The following is a 21,623-nucleotide window of genomic DNA, read 5'->3' on the forward strand; positions in this document are numbered from 1 at the left end:
TCAGCCAAAAGCCGCCAGTGCCCGGTCTATCAGCAGGTTCGCCGTCTTCATCCGTATCGTGGCATTCTCGCGGAATTGTGGGGCGACCCGGTCCGGGTGGTTAAGCTTGGCGAATTGCCGGCGTTTTTCGTTCAGTGCCGCCTCGCTGTCTTTCTGCGAGATCGCCAGTTCCTCGGCAATTTCGGCCTCGGCCAGGCGCGCCAGATGCGGCGGCATGACGGGCGTTTCGTCTGCTGTCTGCACTGCAGCTTCGCTGGGAGCCGCTTCGGTGGCGGGTTGTTGCTCCAGCCAGTCGGCGAGATGGTCGAAATAGGCGCCGGTATCGACTTCTGCCGCCGCGGGCTTTCCTTCGGGCGTGACAAAACCGGCGCCAAGCCCGCGGATGCGGAAATCCGCGCCTTTCGGTACCGCCTCTTCAGCTTCCTGTTTTTCGTCCTCCAGCCGGGTCAGAACCGACTGGAAAATGGATTGCCCTAACAGCATGCGCGCTCCGTTTCCGAAACGGCATTCAACCAGTCGGAGATGGAGCCGGGCTTGCGGGCGGGCCGATCAGGATTGCGTCTGGCTTTGTCCGTTCTGGCTCTGCGTCTGCGTGTGGTCGCCCTCCACCGTCAGCGATACTTTCAGGTCCTCGCCGGCCGAGCCTAAGCGCATGCCGGAGATGGGCGCGGCATCGGCATAATCCAGTCCGCAGGCGATGCGCACATAACGTGTGTCCGGGCAGATATTGTTGGCGGCATCGAAGCCCACCCAGCCGAGACCGGGCAGATGCACTTCGCCCCAGGCATGGGTCGCTACCTGTTCCGTCTGGCCTTCCATCAGGAGATAACCGGAGACATAACGGGCGGGGATATCAGCCAGGCGGGCGGCGGTGATGAAGATGTGGGCGTGATCCTGGCAGACGCCCGTTTTCGCTTCCAGCGCCTGTTCGGCGGTGGTTTCGGTGTCGGTGCTGCCGGGTGTGTAGGCGACGGTTGCGTGGATCGCCTCCATCAGCGCATGCATTTTTGCGAGCGTGTTGTCGCCGGTGAGGCTACGGGCCAGCTCGCGGGTCAGCTTGCCGGGTTTGGTGCGATCCGTTTCGCGCAGGAAAAGCCAGAGCGGGCAAAAGCCCTGATGCGGGCCAAAGACGCCCGCCTTGTCGGATGTCTCGACCTCGCCCGACGCGATAATGCGGATCGTATGGGCCTCGCCTTCGGTGGAGACGAGTTCGGTGCGGTTGCCGTATTGGTCGGCATACCCGGCTTCCACGGATGCGCCTTCGACAGTGATCTGCCATGAGAGCACTTTCTGGGCCGGTGTATCTACCGGGGTCAGCCGCAGGCGCTGCAACGAATAGGGCACCGGGGCATCATAGAGATATTCGGTCGTGTGGGTGATCTTCAGGCGCATCGGCAAATACTCTCCGGCTCACTGATAGAAACGATAGCCGTCGGAAATCTCGGCGCTCAACTGACTATTGCGGGAAACGAAATCCTCGAGGAACTCATGCAGGCCCTGATCCATGATCTCGGCGACCGTGCTCTGTTTCAGCGTCTTGCGGATAGCGTCGGCTGTCTCATGAGCCTTTATACGCCCGCCATAATCCTCGGCGAGATAACCGAGATTGCTGACGATCTTCTCGTAACAATAGGCGAGCGAACGCGGCATCTGCACCTGCAGGATCAGGAAATCGGCGATATTGGCCGATTGGTAATCGCCATCATAAACCCAGCCATAGGAGCGGTGGGCGGAGACCGAGCGCAGGATCGATTCCCACTGCATGTTGTCGAGTGCCGAACCGACCTGGCTGACGGAAGGGAGAAGCACGTAATATTTAACGTCGAGAATGCGGCTGGTATTGTCCGCCCGCTCGATGAACGTGCCGATGCGTGAAAAATTATAGAGGTCGTTCCTGAGCATCGAACCGTGGAAGGCGCCGCGGATGAGGCCGCAACGGTGCTTGATCACGCCGATCAGTTCCGGAAGGTCAGCGGGTTTCAGTTTTTTCGAAAGCCGTGCCTTGAGGTCGATCCATGCCTCGTTGGTGGCTTCCCAGGTTTCGCGTGTCAGCGCCGTGCGCACCATGCGGGCATTGTTGCGGCCCGCCTCGATGCAGGACATCACGCTCGACAGGTTGGCGCTGTCGCGCAGCAGGTAATCGATGGCGTCTGCCGCCGTCAGCGTGTCGTGAACCTCGGAATAGGCTTCGCGCACGCCGGCACTTTCCAGCACGCCGTGCCAGTCTTCATCCGAATAACCGACGCGGGTGAGCGAGACGCGCAGACCGGCATCCACGAGACGGGCGATGTTTTCGGCGCGCTCGATGTAACGAAACATCCAGTAGAGGCCGTTAGCAGTTCTTCCCAGCATGTTACGCCCTCAATCTTCCAGAACCCAAGTGTCCTTGGTGCCGCCACCCTGGCTGGAATTGACCACCAGCGATCCCTGTTTCAGGGCAACGCGGGTCAGCCCGCCGGGAATGATTTTCACCTTGTCGGACACGAGAACATAGGGGCGCAGATCGACGTGGCGGGGCGCGATGCCCTTGTTGACGAAGATCGGCACGGTTGAAAGGGCGAGTGTCGGCTGGGCGATGTAATTGCCGGGTTTTGCGCGTAGCTTGTCGGCAAAATCGGCGCGTTCCTTTTTGGTCGCGGTCGGGCCGACCAGCATGCCGTAACCGCCCGAGCCATGCACTTCCTTGATGACGAGATCGGCAATGTTGTCGAGCACGTATTTGAGGCTATCGGGCTCCGAACAGCGCCATGTCGGCACGTTTTCGAGAAGCGCCTTGCGGCCGGTATAGAACTCGACGATTTCCGGCATGTAGGAATAGATCGCCTTGTCATCGGAAATGCCGGTGCCGGGTGCATTGGCGATGGTGATGTTGCCGGAGCGGTAGACATCCATGATGCCGGGAATGCCGAGCGCTGAATCCGGGCGGAAGGTGAGGGGGTCGAGAAAATCGTCATCGACGCGGCGGTAAAGCACGTCGATTGCCTCGTAACCGCGCGTCGTGCGCATCTTCACCTTGCCGTCGATGACGCGCAGGTCCGATCCTTCCACCAGTTCGACGCCCATCTGGTCGGCGAGGAAGGAATGTTCGTAATAAGCGGAATTGTAGATGCCCGGCGTCAGCACCGCGACGCGTGGCCGGCCCTTGCAGCCGGCTGGCGCCAGCGAGGCGAGCGACTGGCGCAGCAGGCGCGGGTAATCTTCCACGCGCTGTACCTTGTTGAGCGAAAACAGTTCCGGGAACATCTGCATCATCGTCTCGCGGTTCTCCAGCATGTAGGAGACGCCGGAGGGCGTGCGGGCATTGTCTTCCAGAACGTAGAACTGGTCCTCGCCAGTGCGCACGATATCGGTGCCGACGATATGGGTATAGACGCCGCCCGGCGGGCGAAAACCGATCATTTCCGGCAGGAAGGCAACGTTCTTTTCGATCAGTTCGCGCGGAATGCGGCCGGCGCGGATGATCTCCTGCTTGTGATAAATGTCCTCGAGAAAGGCGTTGAGCGCCAGCACGCGCTGCTCGATGCCCTGCGCCAGCTTGCGCCATTCGCGCGCGGCGATGATGCGCGGGATGATATCGAAGGGGATCAGTTTTTCCGAACTGTCGGCATGACCATAAACGGCAAAAGTAATGCCGGTCCTTCGAAAGATGTTTTCGGCATCGCGGGTTTTCTGGATCAGGTGCGCCGGATCCTGGCTCGAATACCACTCATGATAGGTCTGGTAGGGCGACCGCGGAAGATCTTCCGCAGTTAACATTTCATCAAATGCCAATGGCGCGTTCCCCTTTTTTGACCATAAGAATACAAGCATCGGGGCTTTGCAAGCAGGATGCACATTTCGCGCGCAGATTTTGTTCTTGCTCCAAAACTGCTGATTTTGCAGGCTTTGTGCCGAGAATGGAGGCAGGCGCAGGGCAGTGAAGAAAAAGCTTGCCGGCGATGTGGTTGGTGCTGTGTTTTAGCGGTTCGTCATGCCCGGATTTTGAGCATTACATCCGGCGTTGAGCCACGCTGATCACAGGGATCAATTTTTCTCCTTTGACGGAGAGGTTGCGCCGGTCTTAGAGCATCCCACTTCGTTCACAAAAACCGGATCCGTTCATGCTCGACCGTCTGGCTCCGGCCGTTTTCGTCTTCCTGTGGTCCACGGGCTGGATCGTTGCCAAATATGCGGCGGTTCATGCGGATCCGATCACCTTTCTTGCCGCACGTCACGCACTGGCAGCGATCGCCTTTGCCGGTGTGGCATTGGCCATGGGGGCGGCCTGGCCGAAAACCGGACAGCAGCTGGGGCGGACGCTGTTTTCCGGCATCTTTCTGCACGGGCTTTATCTCGCGGGGCTGTGGTACGCGATCGGGCAGGGCGTGCCGGCCGGATTGTCAGGCGTCATCGCGGGTCTTCAGCCGCTTCTGACCGCCATGCTGGCGCCGCTGTTCTTGAGCGAGCGGTTGGGAGGTGTGCAGAAAATCGGCCTCGGCCTCGGTTTCGCAGGCATCCTTATCGCCATCGCGCCCCAGTTTCTTGATGTCGCCGAACACGGATTGTCCGGTCTGGCGCTGCCGGTGCTGATCAATCTGGTCGCGATGTTTTCCGTCACCTATGGCACGCTCTACCAGAAGCGTCATCTGCAGGAGGGTGATCTTCTTTCCATTGCCTGCCTGCAATATGTCGGCGCCTTATTGGTCACGATACCGCTGGCGCTGCTTCTGGAAGACCTGCGTTTCGACTGGACCATGCAGGCGATCGCCGCAATGGTCTGGTCGGTCATCGGACTATCCATGGGGGCGGTGGGGCTGCTGCTTTATCTCATCCGTCGCGGTCAGGTGTCGCGGGCCGCGTCGCTCATCTATCTCATGCCGCCGACGGTGGCGATCGAAGCCGCCATCCTGTTCGGCGAGCCGCTGACGGCGCCGATGGTGATCGGCACGATCGTCGTCGTTGCCGGTGTGTGGATGGTCAACCGCAAGAGGGCAAAAGGTGAGGCGCGGCCGGCCGCTGCTCAGTAGAAAAGCAACCGAGCCCGTTTTGCGCCAGCAGCGGCGAGGTGGCTTTTGATCTCGGTGAGATCGTCGGAGGTCAGCGCCCGCTTCGGGATCGGGTTGAACATGCCGTCGGCACTGAGAAGCACGAACGTCGTGTCGCTTTCGGCCCAGCGTGAAATCTCGCTCCATGCCTGTGTACGATAGGCCTTGTGCTGGCGAAATTCGATTTTTTCCGCATTCCACGTCACCCGCACCTCACGGCTGGCGCCTGTCGCCTGACTGAACGCAATGGCCGACATGCGGCGGGATTGTCGCTTGCCGTGCCAGAGCGTGACCGCACCCAGCAACAGCACGAGGATCAGAATGAAGAGCACCGTGAGGACGAGGGAAAGCCCGGTCAGAGTGCGTGCCATATAGGTGGAGATTAGCAGCCATGAAAAAGCCAGCACGGTGACAAGCGGCCAGATATTGACCTGCTGGCGCCGCCACAGGTCGTTGCCGGACACGACATCCTGTTCTGTCAGTGAATAGCGGACTGGCATGATCACTCCGTTGTTTGCCGACTTGGTAATGGGGAAATGGGAAAAGGCAAAGGCAGAGTGCGCGCGAACTACTTCGGCATCCGCTTATCGGGGGTGCTGCACCTTGCCAAATCCGGGCAGCGCCCGATGTGTGCGTGGAATGAAGGAGCAGACATGATCAGATCTTTTACGACACTTGCCGCTACCGCCCTTGCCTGTCTTACCCTGGCCGGCTGCGTCAGCGAGGGGGCAACCTATCGCACGCACGAGCGTGTCCATGTGCGTCCGGCTGGACCGAGCCATCACTATAACGCCCGTCATGATCGCAGAGATTGGGATCGTGGTCGCCATCACGCACGTGACGACCGCCGTGATCGTCGCGACTGGGATCGCAATCGTCGTGCAGACCGGGACGATCGACGCGGTCGCGACGGGCAATTCATCTACCGCGATGGCCGCCGCATCTGGGTGCCAAACCGCTAAGGACATCACCGGCGATCCCGCTGTCGCCTGAACACTCTCAAAAGCAAATGGCCGGGCTGCAAAGCCCGGCCATTTGTGTTCTTTAATGCATGTCAGACGTTATGCCGGGCGACGTTTGCGGCCCTGCATGCCGCCTTCGTTGCGGCCGCCATTGTTGCCGAAACGGACCGGACCACGGGCTTCGCCCTGCTTCTGGCCGGCGCCCTGGCCACCACGGTGTTTGTTGCGCTGTGCACCCGGCTCATGTGCGCCATGGGCTGCGTGTTCGGACTTGCCCTGGCCACCCTTGCGGTGATCATCACGGCGCTCGCCGCGATTTTCGTTGCGGGCCGGACGGCCTTCATTGCGGTTGCCGTCCTGCGAGCCGAACTGCTTCTTCGGACGGAAATCCGAGGTCGAGGCAAGATCGTTGTCGCCATGCGACTGCGGAACGGCTTCCTCACGGCGCTGGCCACGGAAATCCTCGTTGCGACGGGCAGGGCGGGCCGGACGGCCACCCTGCGGGCGCTCGGCGCGTTCTTCCGAACGGGCACCTGCTTCGCCATTGGCGCGATCGCCGAACGGCTGGCGGGCAGGGCGCTCGCGGCGCGGCTTGCGCGTTTCGCCGGATGCGCTGCGGCCTTCGCCGCCGCCGTTACCGCGACCGCCGCGGCCCTGCGACTGGCCGCCACGCTTGTTGTTGCCATTGCCGTTGCCGCGAGCGGGACGGATCATGGCTTCAGGGCGTTCGCCAGACGCGGTGGCGATCTCGATGCCCATCAGCTTTTCGATGTCGCGCAGCAGCATGGTTTCGTCCGGTGCGCAGAAGGCAATCGCGATACCATCGCGGCCGGCGCGGGCGGTACGACCGATACGGTGCACGTAGGCGTCCGGCACTTCCGGCAAGTCGTAGTTATAGACATGGCTGACGGCCGGGATGTCGATGCCGCGGGCGGCGACGTCGGTGGCGATCAGCGTCTTGATCTCGCCGTCACGGAAACCCTTCAAGGCGCGCTCGCGCTGGCCCTGGCTCTTGTTGCCGTGGATGGAGGCGACCGAGAAGCCGATATTGTCGAAGTGCTTCATCAGCTTTTCGGCGGTGTGCTTGGTGCGCATGAAGACGATGGAACGGCCGTCCGGATTTTCCAGCAGCGTCTTGCGCAGGATTTCCGTCTTGTCGCCCTTGCCGGCAACGAAGTGGACATACTGCTCGACCTTGTCGGCAGCCTTGCCCGGAGGCGTCACTTCGACCTTGACCGGATCGGTCAGGAATTCGGCGGCCAGATCGGCGATCGCCTTCGGCATGGTGGCCGAGAACAGCATGGTCTGGCGCTTCTTCGGCACGATCTTGGCGATCTTGCGCAGGTCATGCACGAAGCCGAGATCGAGCATCTGGTCGGCTTCGTCGAGCACGAGGAAACGAACCGTGGTCAGGCCGATGGCGCGGCGGGCAACCAGGTCAAGCAGGCGGCCGGGGGTGGCGACCAGAATGTCGGTGCCCTTTTCCAGCTGCAGCTGCTGCTTGTTGATCGACACGCCGCCAACGACGAGGTTGATCTTGAGCGGGCGGCCCTTGATGAAAGTCTTCAGGTTTGCAGCGATCTGGTTCACCAGTTCGCGGGTGGGGGCAAGAATGAGCGAACGCGTCGTGCGGTTATCGGGACGACGGTCTTCGGCCAGCAGGCGCTCGATCAGCGGCAGGCCGAAAGCGGCGGTCTTGCCGGTGCCGGTCTGTGCCAGGCCGATCAGGTCGCGGCCTTCGAGCAGGAGCGGGATCGCCTTTTCCTGGATAGGAGTAGGCGTTTCGATCCCGAGCTGCGACAGCGTAGCGACGATCTGCTTGGAGACGCCAAGCGTTTCGAAATTGGTCAAGTCATAAACCTTTCGGGGCGCCAAAAGCACAGATGCCGGCGCGGCACCATGCCGGGTCGGCTGCTTTAGGCGTCAAGAACCCCGCGTGAAGTGGGAACTTGTGAGTTGGAAAATACTTTCCAGCGCTTGAACCCTCGTCGTGAGGGCGATCTATCTATGCGCCTTGTTCCTTCTTCGCGAATGCAGAAATTCGTCGCGGGGCCAGCTCACGCGGCGGCCGGAAGGTGAAAGCTTGGCGCCATTTGGTTGTTTTTCGGCAAAAAGTCAAGAGTGGCAATGTGAAAGCACTTTTCTTCCTGCGCTTTCACTCGCAAACCTGCGGAATTGATGCTCGTCAGGATTGTTGGTTTATGCGTGCGGGGACAACCCATTGTTAACCATCCCCATGATGATATCCCGCGATCTGGTGACATATCGAATCACGCGTTGCGAGTATGCGCGCGGTCAGCGAGGGCGGGTTGACAAGCGATAGCGAGCTTTTGGGGGTAGCCTGCGAGCGGATCAACGATCTGCGCACGCCCGCTTTCATCAAGGACAGCGCTCTGCGTTATGTCGCGGTCAATGATGCCTACGCACGGCTGTTCGGTTTCTCGCGTCAGGATTTCAAGGGCAAGCGCACATTCGATCTCGCCGAACGTATCGACACGTTCGATTGCGAGGAAAAGGAGCGTCGGGCCCTGGTGTTCGGCAATGACGAGACCGCTTTTTCCTTCGATGACCATGGTGTGACCCGCCATAAGATCCATATCGAACGCTTTCTCACCGAAGACGATCGCGCCTATGTTTACGGCCTGCTGGAACCAATGGGTGATGTGCCGGCCAGCGGCCAAGCGTCGAGCCTCGTGGTTTCGCATGGCTCTGTCGCGAATGATGGCGAGAGGCTCCCGCAATCCTCTGCTGGCGGCCGCCCGGACCTGCAGGAACTGCTGCTCAACGACGCCCTCGATATGCTCGATATCGGCGTCGGCATCTATGGTGAGGATGATTACAGCGACGACAAGACGCTGATCTATTGCAACACCCAGTTCGCGAACTTCTATGCGCCTCTTGGCATCGATGTCGCGGTTGGCATGACGATCGGCGACATGTCGCGCGCCATTTACGATCGCGCCCTGGAACGTGCGCCGGAAGAAATGCTGCGGGACAATCCGGACCGCGAGGCATGGATTTCCGCGCGTATCAGTCGTTTCGGCGAGGCGCATAGCGATGTCATCGAACATCTGCCCGGCGGGCGCTGGCTGCGCAGCGTCAACAAGCGTCTCGACAACGGTCTCGTCATCGCGCTGCGCATCGATGTGACCGATTTCAAGGATCAGGAAACCCAGCTTCGCGAGAAGGCCAAGCAGAGCGAGCTTTTCCGCGCCGTGCTGGAAGACCTGCCGGTGCCGGTGTTCCTGCGCGATGCCGAACGCCGCCTGAGCTTTGCCAACGATGCCTATGAGGAAATGCTCGGCGGCAAACGCGAGGATTTTCTCGGCAAGACGGAAGCGGAAATGTTTCCCTCCGCCGGCCAGCGTTTCGTCGATGAAAACACCCGCGTGCTGCGCGACGGCACGCCGATCGACAAGGTTGAGGAAGTCACCTTTCCGGATGGCGATGTCATTCCCGTCATTACCCGCCTTCGCCGCATCATCTCGCCGGATGGCGAGCGCCATCTCGTTTGCTCGCGCACCGACATCACCATGGTCCGGCAGGCACAGGACAAGGCGGAAAAGATGCATCGGGATCTTCAGACGATCCTCGATGCCATGCCGGTCGGTATCGGTATTCTCGATGAGGGCCTGCGTTTCGAATTCGCCAATTCGGCCTTTTACGGTTTCTGGGATGCCGGCGAGCAGTTCGAGCTCAAGGGGCGGCCCTATCGCGATTTCCTCAAGGTCAATTACGACCACGGAATCTATGCCGGCGATCCGCGTTCCTTCGACGAGATCTATGCGGAGCGTATCCGTCGCCTGACGGGCGAGCCGGACGGGCCGCCGATCGAGGTGAAAAGCCGCGATGGCCGCACCATCGTCATTTCCGGCACGCCGCTTTCCGGCGGCAAGATGCTGCTCAGCTACATGGATATCTCGGCGCTGCGCAAGCGCGACGAGGAAGTGTTGCAAGCCCGTGCCGCGTTGGAACTGCAGGGCGCATTGATGCGCGATGCCACCAGCGCCATGAGCCAGGGCCTGCTGATCCTGCATGATGGGCTGATCGTCTTTTCCAACAATGCGCTGGCGGCCATGCTGGATCTGCCGGATGACCTTGCCGCGATCGGCTCGGCATGGCGTGACATTTTCCGCTTCTGCCAGAAGCGTGGTGATTTCGGTGGTCACGAACAGGCCATGGATGCGCTGCGCGTCTGGGAGACCAGTATCGAGCTTGGCAAGCCCGTGGCGCTGACCTTCCTGATCGACGGCAAACGATGGGTGCAGGTCGAAGCAAAGCTGACCGGCGACGATCACTGGCTCGCCGTCTTCACCGACATTACCGAGATGAAGCTGCGCGAGCAGGAACTGACCCGCCTGTTGCAGCGCGCCGAAGCGGCCGACCGCGCCAAGTCCGAATTCCTGGCAAACATGAGCCACGAGATCCGCACGCCGATGAACGGCGTGCTCGGCATGGCGGAACTCCTTTCCAAATCTCAGCTCGATCCCCGCCAGAAAACGTTTATCGATATCATCGTCAAATCCGGCAATGCACTGCTGACCATCATCAACGACATCCTCGACTTCTCAAAGATCGATGCCGGCCAGATGAAGCTGCGCAAGGCGCCGTTCGATCCGGTCGAGGCGATCGAGGATGTGGCGACGTTGCTGTCTTCGTCAGCCGCCGACAAGGATATCGAGCTTTTGGTGCGCGGTGACGTCACTGTCCGCAACACTGTGATGGGCGATGCCGGTCGGTTCCGCCAGATCGTCACCAATCTCGTCGGTAATGCGGTGAAATTCACCGAAAAAGGACATGTCTTCATCGAGCTATCGGCGACACCGACCGCCGAAAACCAGTTGATGCTGGCAATCCGCATCGAGGATACCGGCATCGGCATTCCGGACGACAAGCTGCGCACCGTTTTCGAGAAATTCTCGCAGGTCGATACGTCTTCGACGCGGCGTCATGAAGGCACGGGCCTTGGTCTCGCGATCACCGCCGGTCTCGTCAATCTGTTCGGTGGTTCGATCTCGGTCGAAAGCAAGGTCGGGCGTGGTTCGATCTTTACCGTCAGCATGCCGTTCGAGGTGGTCAGCGAGCGCAACAATGCGCCGGCGCTGCCGCTTGCAACCGAAGGCGCAAAAATCCTCGTCATCGACGACAATCCCGTCAATCGCCGCATTCTGACCGAACAACTCGGCATGTGGGGCTTTGATTGCGTGGCTGCCGACGGTGGGCCTGAAGGTCTGGCGGTTCTGGCCGAAGCTGCGAGGCTCGGCATCGTCATCGATGCCGTTATCCTCGATTACCACATGCCGGATATGAACGGCATGGAAGTCGCGGCGCATATTCGCGGCGACAACCGTTTTGCCGACATTGCTATCGTTTTCCTGACCTCGATGGACATGGCCGGCGATGACAGCGCCTTTGCGGCGATGAATGTGCAGGCGCATCTGATGAAGCCGGCACGCGCCAACCTCTTGCGCAGCACGATCGTTGATGTGGTGCGCGGTGTTCGCACCCGCCGCCGTTTGGCGGACGATGCGGATGCGCTACCGTCGAAGACTTCAGCCGTTGTCGCGCAGCCGCGTTTGCAGCCGGTTTCAGAGAACGTGTCGGCTTCGCCTGCCGTATCCGCCGAGGCAAAAACTGCGCCATCCCTGCATGTGCTGGTCGCGGAAGACAATGACGTCAACCAGATCGTCTTCACGCAGATCCTGCAATCGACGGGGCTGGAATTCCTGATCGTCAAGAACGGTGCCGAGGCTGTCGACGCATGGCGCGAGCGTGACCCGGCAGTCATTCTCATGGATGTGTCCATGCCCGTCATGAACGGTCATCAGGCAACCAGAAAAATCCGCGAGATCGAAAGCGGTGAGGGTGGCCACGTGCCGATCATCGGCGTGACAGCGCATGCGCTGGAAAGCGACCGCGAACTCTGCATCGCCGCTGGAATGGACGATTACATGTCCAAGCCGATCAGTCCGGAAATGCTGGAGCAGAAGATCAGTGCATGGCTCGGCAACGGTGCCACAAGCGTTGCCGCGCGCAGTTGAGTAACGGCTTCGGCGCCTCATGGTGTCGAGTTTTTGCAACGTGCAGAATGTTTTTATTTTCTGATATATGCTGCCATTGCGACAGTTAAACTCGTCATGTAGATGTGGCGCAACTCCACGCACCGCAATCAAGGAAAGGGCAGGGATGAGCTCTCTGCCGCGATACATGACTTCTGACGTCACGATGGTCGTTACCAGTTGCCGCCGGTTTGATCTTCTCGAGAAGACACTCCGGTCGTTTTTTACATTTAACAATTATCCACTGAAGGAAGTTATCGTCATCGAAGACAGCGATGATGAAGGTGTATTCAAAGTCGCAGAAATGTTTCCGGATCAGCCGATCCGAGTTATTTTCAACAAGGTGAATATTGGTCAGTCGCGTTCCATCGACAAAGCTTATGCGGAGGTCGAGACGCCTTACATATTTCATGTCGAGGACGATTGGGAGTTCACTTCTCCCAACGTGATCGCTTCCCTGAAAGAAGTGCTTGTTGCCGAGCCTGAAACCTTGCTGGCACTGGCCCGCGCCGAGACCGATATGCAGGGCTATGTGCGCAGCATCCGCACGAGAACGAGAAACGGCGTGTCCTACAAACGCCTTTTTCCCGAGTTGCATTTTATGTGGTACACGTTCACCTTCAATCCGAGCCTGAAGCGGACCGAGGACTATCGCCACATAACCGGAGGTTATAGCGCGATCGGCAACGAATATGCGCTGAACCAGTATTATAAGGCACAGGGTCGCACCATGTGCTGGGTTCTCGGCCAGGACGTCCGCCACATCGGCGGTCATGGCCGCAGCAATTACGGCAAGCGTAAGAATGCTTTCGTAAGCCGCCGCAACTGGTCGAAGTGGTCGCAGTCCGCGCAGCGCAAATTCTGGCACGGACTGCGAAAGCTGGGCATCGACACCGAATTGCCGCAGCGTTGGCTGACACTGCGCCGCAAGGTCGCTAGCTGACAGGCGGGGCCGCTTGGCTGCAGATGCGTTGCTGTCGAAGACCGCTGCCGTCGTCTTGCAGCTGGCTGTGGAGCCAGCAGGGTGGTCATGTGCCGATCATCGGCGTGACCGCGCATGCGCTGGAAAGCGACCGCGAGCTCTGCATTGCTGCGGGCATGGACGACTACATGTCCAAGCCGATCAGCCCGGAAATGCTGGAGCAGAAGATCAGTGCATTGCTAGGCACGGGAAAGATTGGCAGCATGGCCGTGCGATAAGCTGCGTCGGCAGAATGATGCAACCTTGCCCGCACATATTTCTAAAGACGCACCCAGATTTTTCGCACCGGTGCGCCGAGGCAGCGGGCAATGTCCCGGTCGTGATCCTCTGTCGGATCGCCCATATTGGGATTGCGTGCTTCAAGGTTAAAACGCCCGAATGCGGATGGCACGATGTAATGGAGATCGTTCAGTGACGTGTGCGCTCCGCAACAGGGCGTCGTGAATTCAAGGTTTTCGAACTTTACGGCAAAAGCGGCGTTCATGGGGCCATCCCACCATGGTTCGGCATCCGCACCGCACGCGTTACATTTTATGCCTGACCAGTATTCGCCTGGATGATAAAAAACGACATTCTCTTCAAATATCGCATCCACCGTCTCTGCGTCCGGTGCAATCGATTTCAGGAGCGATACCGCTTTTGCGGCATCGGCTGTCGTCGGCTTCCAGAAGGGATCTTCCGGGACATAACGGAGAATGGTGTCAGACATCATTGTGTCCTTTAACGAGGGTCGGTGGCCGTGGGAGGAGCGATGGTTGAGCGTCTATCCCTTCGTTCCGCACAACATCTCGCGCTTGCCGGCAAAGCCCGGTCGTCGCTCGACCACAAAACCGGCGGTCTGCAGGTTGCGGCGAACAAAACCGGCGGCGGCATAGGTGGCGAATGAACCGCCACCGACAGTCTTGTCGAATACGGCCGACATCAGTTCCGGCGACCACATGTCGGGATTGCGCGACGGTGCAAAGCCGTCGAGAAACCAGGCATCGAACGCTGTTTCATGGCTTGCGACATTATGGAGCGCCGCACCACAGACGACTGTCAGTTTCGTCTGTTCGTCCAGTTGCAGTGCCACGCGGCCTTGCGGATCGTCCGGCCAGAGTGCCGTCAGGGCTGCGCGCTCCTCATCCAGTTCCGGCCAATGCGCCAGCGCCCGGTCGATCGAGGCGCGGTCCATCGGATAAAGCTCGAAAGAGGTGAAATGCAAAGCCGCGCCCGCATGCCGCACCCCTTTCCATTGCCGCCAGGTTTCGCAGAAATTCAGCCCGGTGCCGAAACCAAGTTCGCCGATCGCGAAATTTTCAGCGATTTTCCAGCGCTCCGGCAGGCCATTGCCGGCGAGAAACACATGGCTGCATTCCAGCCTGCCATCCGTCTGGCAATAAAAATGGTCGCCAAACTGCGGTGAATAGGGCATGTCGCCATCACGCCAGTCGAGCGGCTGCATTTGCGAAATCTGATTGGGATCTGTCATGGGAAAAGCCGATAATCCGGCCGGGGCTTCGGGTCAATCGTCTGCCGATCTGTTGATCATCGGCGGCGGTGTCATGGGCCTGTGGGCGGCGGTCAAGGCGGAGCGGCTGGGCATCGATACGCTCCTTGTCGATGCGGGCGGTCTGGGGCAGGGCGCAAGCCATGGCCTGATTGGCGCCTTGATGTCGCATCTGCCGGACAAGTGGAGCGACAAGAAGCAGTTCCAGTTCGATGCGCTGGTGGCGCTGGAGGACGAGGTGGCGCGGCTTGAAGGCGAGACCGGTGTTTCCTGCGGTTATCGCCGCTGCGGTCGCCTGATCCCGCTACCGAAGCCGCATCTGGCGGATATTGCCCGAGGGCATTCGCAGGATGCCGAAAGCCGATGGCTGGCTGGAGACCGAAAATTCCACTGGCATGTGATGGAAGAGACGCCGAATCCCGAATGGTTGAATGCCTCGATCGGTGAGGCCGGCGTTGTTCTCGACACGCTAGCGGGGCGGGCCTCGCCGAGGCGTTTCGGTTCTGCGTTGGCAGCGGCGCTGAAACAGGCGAAACATGTGCGGATCATAGAGAACAATGGCGTGGTGCGGCTGAATGGACGCGAGGCGGTGCTTGCCGATGGCAGCATTATCGCTTTCGGCCATGCCATCGTGGCGAACGGGTATCAGGCATTTCCCTTGCTCGAAAGCCTTGGGAGCCCGATGCCACGGCCGCTCGGCATGCCGGTCAAGGGGCAGTCGGCGCTGTTGAAGGCGGATGTCGATATCGATCTGCCGGTCATTTTCCTGAAGGGGCTGTATGTCGTCCCGCATGAGGGCGGTACCGTTGCCATCGGCAGCACCAGCGAGGAGGAGTTTGACGCGCCGTTTGCGACGGACGAAAAGCTCGAGGCTTTGATCGAACGGGCGCGAAAAATGTCGCCGATGCTGGCGGATGCGCCTGTCGTTGAACGTTGGGCGGGGTTGCGGCCCAAGGCGATCGACCGTGATCCGATGATCGGCCGCCACCCGGATCATCCGCATATTCTGGCGCTGGCCGGCGGTTTCAAGGTGAGTTTTGGTCTGGCCCATAAACTGGCCGATGCGGTGCTCGATGCGCTTGCCGGAAGGTCCATGGCGGTGCCGCCAAGCTTTTTATTAGAAAATCACCTCACAGTTGCGAGAGCATCCGTGTAAGCCAAGCGAATCGTCGTCATCCTGTTACGCAAATCACCTAACCCGGTCTTCGGGGATGCTTGAGCAATGCGTGAAGTACAACCGCAATCAGGATGATGACGCATGCGCTATTCGATCAATTTTACGCCGCCGGCGCACGATCCGCTGACGCTTGCCGCTGCCCAGTGGCTGGGTCGCCATGCCTTTTCCGGTGGTGCTTTCGATCATCCGGCATTGCGGGGCCTCAGCCTGCATGACATCGCCTTCAACACGGCACTGCCGCGCCGTTCCGGTTTTCATGGCTGCCTGCGTCCGACGTTTCGATTGGCGCCGGGCACAACCGAGCAGGAATTGCTGCGCGAGCTGATGCGCTTTGCCGGCAAGCAGCGCACGTTCACGCTGCCGCAGCTGGAAGTCGTGCGTATCGGCACGCAGTTTGCGCTGGCGCCCGTCATCCCGTCGCAGGACATGCATCTGCTCGCCGGCGCCGTCGTCACCGAATTCGAGCGCTTTCGTCTGCCGATGCCGGATGACGAGATGGAGCGAGCGGACCCCGGCAACCTTTCCGCCGGGCAGTTCGCTAACATGCTGCGCTGGGGCGATCCTTATCTGATGGACGAATTCCGGTTCCACATGATGTTGACCGGACCGCTGGCGCAAGCTGATCTCGGCCGTTTCGAAACGGCTCTGCGCAACTATTTCACGCCCATCCTGTCCGATCCGGTCGAGGTTACGAACCTTGCCTTGTTCGTGGAAGAGGAGCCGGGTGCGCCATTGACGGTGCATTCGCTGCATCCGCTTGGTCGGGTTTCGGCGCGCCGCACCGCCTGATTAGCGAAGATCGCATCTCGACAGCTGCGCCGAACCGCTGATAGCGTTCCAAAAAACGCATCGAGGGGATGTCATGCTGCTGCCGATCGAGAGCCCGCGCAATTTTGTCGGTTACGGGCGTAACCCGCCCGATCCGAAATGGCCGGGCGGGGCTAATATCGCCGTGCAGTTCGTGATCAATTACGAAGAGGGTGGCGAAAGCTCGATCCTCGATCAGGACAAGGCTTCGGAAAATCTTCTCTCCGAAATCGTCGGTGTGGCACCTTGGCCGGACCAGCGCAATCTCAACATGGAATCGATCTACGAATACGGTTCGCGTGCCGGCTTCTGGCGCCTGTGGCGTCTGTTCACCGACCTTAAGATGCAGTGCACCGTTTATGGCGTGACGCTGGCAATGGCGCGTAATCCGGAAGCCGTTGCCGCCATGAAGGAAGCCGGCTGGGAAATCGCCAGCCACGGTTACCGCTGGCTGGAATACAAGGATTTTTCGGAGGGAGACGAGCGCGCCCATATTCTCGAGGCGGTGCGTCTGCATACCGAACTGACCGGTGAACGGCCCTATGGAATGTATCAGGGCAAGCCATCCGACAACACGTTGAAGCTCGTGATGGAGGAGGGCGGTTTCCTCTATTCGTCAGACAGTTATGCCGATGATCTGCCCTATTGGGTGAAGGGTTGTGACGCTAAACCTTTCCTGATCATTCCCTATACGCTGGAAACCAACGACATGCGCTTCGCCACGCCGCAGGGTTTCAATTCCGGCGACCAGTTTTTCACCTACCTGAAGGATGCATTCGACACGCTCTATCGCGAGGGGCAGGAGGGTGTGCCGAAAATGATGTCCGTTGGGCTGCATTGCCGTCTTGTCGGGCGGCCGGGGCGTATCGCGGCTCTGCGGCGGTTCATGGAGTATGTTCTGGGGCATGAAAAAGTCTGGATCCCGCAGCGCATCGAGATTGCCCGCCATTGGCATGAACACCACAAGCCGGCAGGTGCCCTGTGACGGCGCGCGGCGATTTCATCGCAAAATTCGGCGGCGTGTTCGAGCATTCGCCCTTCATTGCCGAACGTGCCTATGACGCCGGTTTCGTGACCGTGCCGCTGACAGCCAAACGACTGCACGACGGCATGGTTCTGGAATTTCGCAATGCCGCCCGCGAAGAACGGCTGGGCGTGCTGCGCGCGCATCCGGACCTTGCCGGCAAGCTTGCCATCGCGGGCGAATTGACCGAGGACAGCCGCTACGAGCAGGCCGGCGCCGGGCTCGACCGGTTAAGCCCGCAGGAGCATGCGCGTTTCACCGAACTCAACAGCGCCTATACGGAGAAATTCGGCTTTCCCTTCATCATCGCGGTGAAGGGGCTGGACAGGCATGACATTCTCGCGGCCTTCGAGTGCCGCATCCACAATGGTTTCGACGAGGAATTCGAGACGGCGGCGGCGCAGGTGGAGCGGATTGCTTTGCTGCGGCTGCAGGCGCTGTTGCCGGAGGGGTGATATGGTTGGCAAAACCAGGCGCAGCGTAATCGATTATATCGACCTCCTGCAGAAGGCGGCATCGGATGCCATCAGTCTGACCGCGCACATGGATCAGGCGTCATTTGCCGAAAGCAGGGTCGTGATTGCTGCCGTTAGTTTCTGCCACTTCATGGCAGGACAGGCGGCTTGCGATCTGATGGATCATTATCCTGAGTTTGTGACGGACCATCCACAGCTGCCCTGGACTTTTCTACGTGCCATGCGAGACCGTATTCTTGATGACGGTTATGCCATCCCTGCCGAAGATATCTGGAATGTAACACAGCAGACGATCCGGTCGCTGCTCTCCGATCTCGAAGCGCTTCGAAGCGGGCATGCGCAAGGCGAGTGAAACATCAAAGCTGAGGCATTTCTTGACCCAAACGCTTAAAATCCAGACGCTGACCAAAAACGCTTTCGCCCTTTACGGCGACGTCATCGAGGCTGACCCGTCCCGCATGCGGCTGATCAACAACGGGACGACCGAACGGTATCACGCGCTGGCCGAACCAGTGGCGGTGGGGCAACCGGAACGGCTGATCTTCAACATTTTTCGCGGACAACCCCGACAATTTCCCTATGCGATCGACATGATGGAGCGCCATCCTTTTGGCAGCCAGAGTTTTGTGCCTATGTCCGGCCGTCCGTTTCTGGTGGCAGTTTCTGAAGATGAGGAAGGGCAACCGGGGGAGCCTCAGGTTTTTCTGGCGCAAGCCCATCAGGGTGTGAACTATTTTGCCAATACCTGGCACCATCCCCTGATGGCACTTGGCGAGGTCAGCGATTTTCTTGTTGTCGATCGCGACAATACGGCCGAAAATCTCGAAGAGTTTTTCTTTGAAACCGCTTACCGAATCGAGGAGCCACGGACATGACCGGCCTCACCACCCATGTTCTCGATACTGCAAGCGGCAAACCTGCCGAAGGGTTGGTGATAGACCTGTATCGCATCGAGGGCGAAAGGCGCGAAAAGATCGGGACGGTGGTGACGAACAGCGATGGCCGTGTCGATGGCGGGCCGATCCTGATCGGCGAAACGTTTGTTGCCGGCAGCTATGAACTCGTTTTCCATGCAGGAGATTATCTGCGCCGCCGCGGCGTGGTGCTTGCCGAGCCGGCCTTCCTCGATGTCATTCCGATCCGTTTCGGCATCGCCGATATCACCGCGCATTACCATGTGCCATTGCTGCTTTCGCCCTACGGTTATTCCACCTATCGAGGCAGCTGATGCGTTTTGCCGCGATCGCCGATATCCATGGCAATCACGCTGCCCTACAGGCAGTGCTGGAAGATATTGCCGCGCTCGGCATTCGCGACATCGTCAATCTCGGCGATTGTTTCAGCGGGCCGCTGGAGGCCGGGCACACGGCCGACCTGCTTCTGCTGCTGGATATGAATGCGGTGCAGACGGTGCGCGGCAATCACGATCGTTATCTTCTGGAAACACCGCCCGAGACGATGGGACGCTCGGATGCGCATGCCCATGCACTACTGGCGCCACGACATTTCGAGTGGCTGCGAAAACTGCGCAAAACCATGATCTGGCGTGAGGAGGTTTTTCTCTGCCACGCCACGCCGCTTCAGGATGACGTCTACTGGCTGGACACGGTGTCGGGTGAGGGGCGTGTGGGCCTGCGCCCGCAGCCGGAGATCGAACATCTTGCAGAGGGCATGGAACAGTCGCTGATCCTGTGCGGCCATAGCCATATGCCGCGTGTCGTTACGCTTTCGGATGGGCGCATGATCGTCAATCCCGGCAGTGTCGGCTGCCCGGCCTATCACGACGATGAGCCTGTGCCGCATGATGTCGAAAACGGCCATCCCCTGGCCTGTTACGCTATTCTCGAAAAGACCGGGCGCGGATGGGCACCGCAATTTCGCACCGTCGCATATGATCACATGGTCGCGTCGCGCCTTGCTGCCGGTGCTGGCCGGGGCGACTGGGCAAGCGCACTGGCGACCGGCCGTATGCGCTGAAAACCCGCAGAAGCTGAGAGAAATCTGTGCACACATGCGATGAAACGTCTGTGCTGTGGGCTATGCGACGATTTGGCTTGAAAAACGCCTGTTGATGGCGCAATGCCCGGAAATGCGGCTTTTGCGATCGCAAAAGCCTTTGTCCCGCAGCAACGACCGGATCGAACAATGTCCTCGACATCTCCCGGCGCCGCACCGCGCCGCCTCACCGCCCAAGATTTTCGCACGCTTGGCCTTGCCGCCCTCGGTGGTGCGCTGGAATTTTATGATTTCATCATCTTCGTGTTTTTCGCCACGGTCATCGGCAAGCTGTTCTTTCCGGCCGACATGCCGGAATGGCTTCGCCTGATCCAGACGTTTGGTATCTTCGCGGCCGGCTATCTGGTGCGTCCGCTTGGCGGTATCGTGCTTGCGCATTTCGGTGACATGTTCGGCCGCAAGAAGGTGTTTGCCTTCTCCATCCTGCTGATGTCGCTCTCGACCCTCGGCATGGCGATCATGCCGACCTATGAAACGATCGGCGTTCTGGCCCCGATCCTGCTTGTCGCCATGCGCATCCTGCAGGGCGCCGCCATTGGTGGAGAAGTGCCCGGCGCCTGGACTTTTGTGGCTGAACATGTGCCGCTGCGCCGTGTCGGTTTTGCCTGCGGTTTTCTGACCTCCGGTCTTTCTCTCGGCATTCTGCTTGGTTCCTCCATTGCTACCGTGATCAACACCGTTTTCCTGCCGGAAACGATCGAGGCGGGTGCATGGCGCATTCCGTTCTTCCTCGGTGGCGTTTTCGGCCTTCTGTCTGTGTGGATGCGCCGCTGGTTGCAGGAAACCCCGATCTTCAACGAAATGAAGGCAAGCCGTGCGCTGGCTCCGGAACTGCCGTTGAAGACCGTTCTGCGTGATCATGGCCGTGGCGTGATCATCTCCATGCTGCTGACCTGGGTTCTCTCGGCTGCCATCGTCGTTACCACGCTGATGACGGCGACGCTTCTGCAGAAGCTCTACGGCTACACCGCCCAGCAGTCTCTGGCGGCGACCAGCTTTGGCACTTTGTTCCTGATCTTCTCCACCTCTGCGGCGGGCGCCATCATCGACCGCATCGGTTCCGGCCGTTTCTTCACGGTCGGCGGTGTGCTGTTCGGTGCTGCGACCTTTGCTTTCTACAGCTATGCCGGCACGTCGATCACCGTCATGTTCGCGCTCTACGCGGTCATGGGGCTGGCGGTCGGCATGGTCGGCGCCGTGCCCTACGTCATGGTGCGGGCTTTCCCGGCGCGTGTGCGGTTTTCCGGCCTGTCCTTCTCGTACAATGTCGCCTACGCCATTTTCGGCGGCCTGACGCCGATTGCCGTTACCTCCATGCTGGCGGTGAACCCGATGGCGCATGCCTATTACCTGCTGTTCATCGCGGTTCTGACGGTGGCGCTTGGCATCTATCTCAGCCTTCGGGGCGAGACGGTGGAAGCCGATGCCGGGATCGAGGAACTGACGGAGCGGCTGGCTCGCAACTGATCGGAGCATGCTCACAGCGGAAAGAGAACGAGGGCGGCGTTAGTCGCCCTCAGACTGCTGACAAACCCCTGGCTGGTCCAGGGGTTTTGTGATTCACTGGGTCATGTTGAAGAAACCTGCTCCCGAACAGACGGCTCTCG

21 protein-coding genes and 1 pseudogene are annotated in these 21,623 nt (G+C 59.8%); 14 read left to right on the forward strand and 8 right to left on the reverse strand.

Annotated features, from left to right (window positions below; translation table 11 throughout):
• The 4 genes from J2T09_RS18565 to J2T09_RS18580 form a co-directional block, all read right to left on the reverse strand.
• Positions 1-483, reverse strand: a complete 483-nt coding sequence (locus J2T09_RS18565) for a hypothetical protein (protein WP_306837379.1) — start codon at positions 481-483, stop codon at positions 1-3.
• 66 nt (positions 484-549) lie between these two features.
• The gene (locus J2T09_RS18570; RefSeq protein WP_306837381.1) at positions 550-1,392 is read right to left on the reverse strand and encodes a transglutaminase family protein; all 843 of its coding nucleotides are present in this window, start codon (positions 1,390-1,392) and stop codon (positions 550-552) included.
• Between the two features lie 18 nt (positions 1,393-1,410).
• Positions 1,411-2,352 (reverse strand): alpha-E domain-containing protein, encoded by a 942-nt coding sequence (locus J2T09_RS18575; RefSeq protein WP_306837383.1) that lies wholly within the window; start codon positions 2,350-2,352, stop codon positions 1,411-1,413.
• Between the two features lie 9 nt (positions 2,353-2,361).
• A complete protein-coding gene (locus tag J2T09_RS18580; protein WP_306837384.1) occupies positions 2,362-3,771 on the reverse strand; it encodes a circularly permuted type 2 ATP-grasp protein in 1,410 nt (469 codons plus the stop codon).
• Between the two features lie 329 nt (positions 3,772-4,100).
• Between J2T09_RS18580 and J2T09_RS18585 the strand changes: the two genes are divergently transcribed.
• The gene (locus J2T09_RS18585) at positions 4,101-5,006 is read left to right on the forward strand and encodes a DMT family transporter (RefSeq protein WP_306837386.1); all 906 of its coding nucleotides are present in this window, start codon (positions 4,101-4,103) and stop codon (positions 5,004-5,006) included.
• On the opposite strand, the gene J2T09_RS18590 is transcribed toward J2T09_RS18585, so the two are convergent.
• Positions 5,000-5,524: a YcxB family protein gene (locus J2T09_RS18590; RefSeq protein WP_306837388.1), complete on the reverse strand. Its 525-nt coding sequence runs from the start codon at positions 5,522-5,524 to the stop codon at positions 5,000-5,002. The two genes, J2T09_RS18585 and J2T09_RS18590, sit on opposite strands and share 7 nt — an antisense overlap.
• A gap of 153 nt (positions 5,525-5,677) precedes the next feature.
• On the opposite strand from J2T09_RS18590, the gene J2T09_RS18595 reads away from it, so the two are divergent.
• Positions 5,678-5,986 carry a hypothetical protein gene (locus J2T09_RS18595; RefSeq protein WP_306837390.1) on the forward strand — a complete coding sequence of 103 codons (309 nt, stop codon included), beginning with the start codon at positions 5,678-5,680 and terminating at the stop codon, positions 5,984-5,986.
• A 99-nt stretch (positions 5,987-6,085) separates the two neighbouring features.
• On the opposite strand, the gene J2T09_RS18600 is transcribed toward J2T09_RS18595, so the two are convergent.
• A complete protein-coding gene (locus J2T09_RS18600; protein ID WP_306837393.1) occupies positions 6,086-7,837 on the reverse strand; it encodes a DEAD/DEAH box helicase in 1,752 nt (583 codons plus the stop codon).
• 458 nt (positions 7,838-8,295) lie between these two features.
• Here J2T09_RS18600 and J2T09_RS18605 point away from each other — a divergent pair, with 458 nt between their 5' ends.
• From J2T09_RS18605 to J2T09_RS18615, 3 genes and pseudogenes are all read left to right on the forward strand, one after another.
• Complete coding sequence (locus J2T09_RS18605; protein ID WP_306837395.1) at positions 8,296-12,027, forward strand: response regulator; 3,732 nt, start codon at positions 8,296-8,298, stop codon at positions 12,025-12,027.
• A gap of 145 nt (positions 12,028-12,172) precedes the next feature.
• Positions 12,173-12,988 carry a glycosyltransferase family 2 protein gene (locus tag J2T09_RS18610; protein WP_306837397.1) on the forward strand — a complete coding sequence of 272 codons (816 nt, stop codon included), beginning with the start codon at positions 12,173-12,175 and terminating at the stop codon, positions 12,986-12,988.
• 77 nt (positions 12,989-13,065) lie between these two features.
• Positions 13,066-13,245: pseudogene (locus J2T09_RS18615) on the forward strand (response regulator); the annotation flags it as partial.
• A gap of 41 nt (positions 13,246-13,286) precedes the next feature.
• Here the strand turns inward: J2T09_RS18615 and J2T09_RS18620 are convergent.
• Positions 13,287-13,736 (reverse strand): hypothetical protein, encoded by a 450-nt coding sequence (locus tag J2T09_RS18620; RefSeq protein WP_306837401.1) that lies wholly within the window; start codon positions 13,734-13,736, stop codon positions 13,287-13,289.
• A gap of 54 nt (positions 13,737-13,790) precedes the next feature.
• Positions 13,791-14,498 carry a tRNA (5-methylaminomethyl-2-thiouridine)(34)-methyltransferase MnmD gene (mnmD, locus tag J2T09_RS18625; protein WP_306837403.1) on the reverse strand — a complete coding sequence of 236 codons (708 nt, stop codon included), beginning with the start codon at positions 14,496-14,498 and terminating at the stop codon, positions 13,791-13,793.
• Between mnmD and J2T09_RS18630 the strand changes: the two genes are divergently transcribed.
• The 9 genes from J2T09_RS18630 (at position 14,497) to J2T09_RS18670 (ending at position 21,483) form a co-directional block, all read left to right on the forward strand.
• On the forward strand, positions 14,497-15,672 hold the full coding sequence (locus J2T09_RS18630) for an NAD(P)/FAD-dependent oxidoreductase (RefSeq protein WP_306837405.1): 1,176 nt from the start codon (positions 14,497-14,499) through the stop codon (positions 15,670-15,672). The genes mnmD and J2T09_RS18630 overlap by 2 nt on opposite strands.
• A gap of 102 nt (positions 15,673-15,774) precedes the next feature.
• Positions 15,775-16,482 carry a DUF1045 domain-containing protein gene (locus J2T09_RS18635; RefSeq protein WP_306837407.1) on the forward strand — a complete coding sequence of 236 codons (708 nt, stop codon included), beginning with the start codon at positions 15,775-15,777 and terminating at the stop codon, positions 16,480-16,482.
• A gap of 73 nt (positions 16,483-16,555) precedes the next feature.
• Positions 16,556-17,485 carry an allantoinase PuuE gene (gene puuE / locus J2T09_RS18640; RefSeq protein ID WP_306837410.1) on the forward strand — a complete coding sequence of 310 codons (930 nt, stop codon included), beginning with the start codon at positions 16,556-16,558 and terminating at the stop codon, positions 17,483-17,485.
• Complete coding sequence (gene uraD, locus J2T09_RS18645; RefSeq protein ID WP_306837412.1) at positions 17,482-17,979, forward strand: 2-oxo-4-hydroxy-4-carboxy-5-ureidoimidazoline decarboxylase; 498 nt, start codon at positions 17,482-17,484, stop codon at positions 17,977-17,979. The genes puuE and uraD overlap by 4 nt, the downstream gene beginning before the upstream one ends.
• 1 nt (position 17,980) lies before the next feature.
• A complete protein-coding gene (locus J2T09_RS18650; RefSeq protein ID WP_306837414.1) occupies positions 17,981-18,352 on the forward strand; it encodes a HepT-like ribonuclease domain-containing protein in 372 nt (123 codons plus the stop codon).
• Complete coding sequence (locus J2T09_RS18655) at positions 18,336-18,875, forward strand: ureidoglycolate lyase (RefSeq protein WP_373458512.1); 540 nt, start codon at positions 18,336-18,338, stop codon at positions 18,873-18,875. Before J2T09_RS18650 ends, J2T09_RS18655 begins: the two co-directional genes overlap by 17 nt.
• Positions 18,872-19,228: a hydroxyisourate hydrolase gene (gene uraH / locus J2T09_RS18660; RefSeq protein ID WP_306837419.1), complete on the forward strand. Its 357-nt coding sequence runs from the start codon at positions 18,872-18,874 to the stop codon at positions 19,226-19,228. Before J2T09_RS18655 ends, uraH begins: the two co-directional genes overlap by 4 nt.
• On the forward strand, positions 19,228-19,977 hold the full coding sequence (locus tag J2T09_RS18665; protein WP_306837420.1) for a metallophosphoesterase family protein: 750 nt from the start codon (positions 19,228-19,230) through the stop codon (positions 19,975-19,977). Before uraH ends, J2T09_RS18665 begins: the two co-directional genes overlap by 1 nt.
• A 168-nt stretch (positions 19,978-20,145) precedes the next feature.
• Entirely contained in the window at positions 20,146-21,483 is a 1,338-nt protein-coding gene (locus J2T09_RS18670; protein ID WP_306837422.1) for an MFS transporter, read from the forward strand.
• Positions 21,484-21,623 lie beyond the last annotated feature (140 nt).

It is taken from the genome of Neorhizobium huautlense (genome assembly GCF_030811685.1).
Taxonomy (GTDB): Bacteria; Pseudomonadota; Alphaproteobacteria; order Rhizobiales; family Rhizobiaceae; genus Neorhizobium; species Neorhizobium huautlense_A.